At 74.2% G+C, this 523-nt stretch carries 1 protein-coding gene; it reads left to right on the top strand.

The features are described from left to right. Window positions 1–23: 23 nt before the first annotated feature. A partial coding sequence (locus tag ACFQSB_RS40430; protein ID WP_380832683.1) for a hypothetical protein occupies window positions 24–523 on the top strand: 500 nt, incomplete at its 3' end.

Here is a 523-nt window from a genome sequence, read left to right as displayed (position 1 = left end):
TGAAGTCCGACGAGGTGGCCCGGGTGCTGGACATCTCGGTGGAGTCGGTGGAGTCGGCGGCGCGTGCGGGGCGGCGTCATGCCGAGCAGTGGCTGGCGGCGGTCATGGACGCCCGGGGCGCCGAGCCGCGGTGTTCGGTGCTGCCGGGGCTGGTGAGGTCGTGGGCGGAGTCGCCGACGCGGTTGCTTCGGGCGCACATCACCCGGCACATCCGCTCGTGCAAGAGCTGCGAGGGCGCCACCTGCGGGGTCACCATGACCGCACTGATGACCCGGATGCCGATCCTGGCCAGCCCCGCGCCGGCGGAGCGGTTGTTCGCCGGGGCCGACGCCTCCTTCACCGCGGCCGAGAACCGCACCGAGAGCTGGCACCCCGACGGGTTCCCGGTGCAGCCCGACGCCCTGGAAGACCCCCCGCCCCCCGAAGCCCCGCTCAGCGTGGAGGAGGGCTTCACCCCCGAACGCGGCGACGGCGCCAAGCCGCCCACCGAGTTCTGGGAACCCGACCCCGAGGCCGACGACCC

Source organism: Sphaerisporangium rhizosphaerae (assembly GCF_042665155.1).
Taxonomy (GTDB): Bacteria; Actinomycetota; Actinomycetes; order Streptosporangiales; family Streptosporangiaceae; genus Sphaerisporangium; species Sphaerisporangium rhizosphaerae.
The sequence above is the reverse complement of the archived record's forward strand: the minus strand, read 5'-3'. Positions and strand labels throughout refer to the sequence as shown.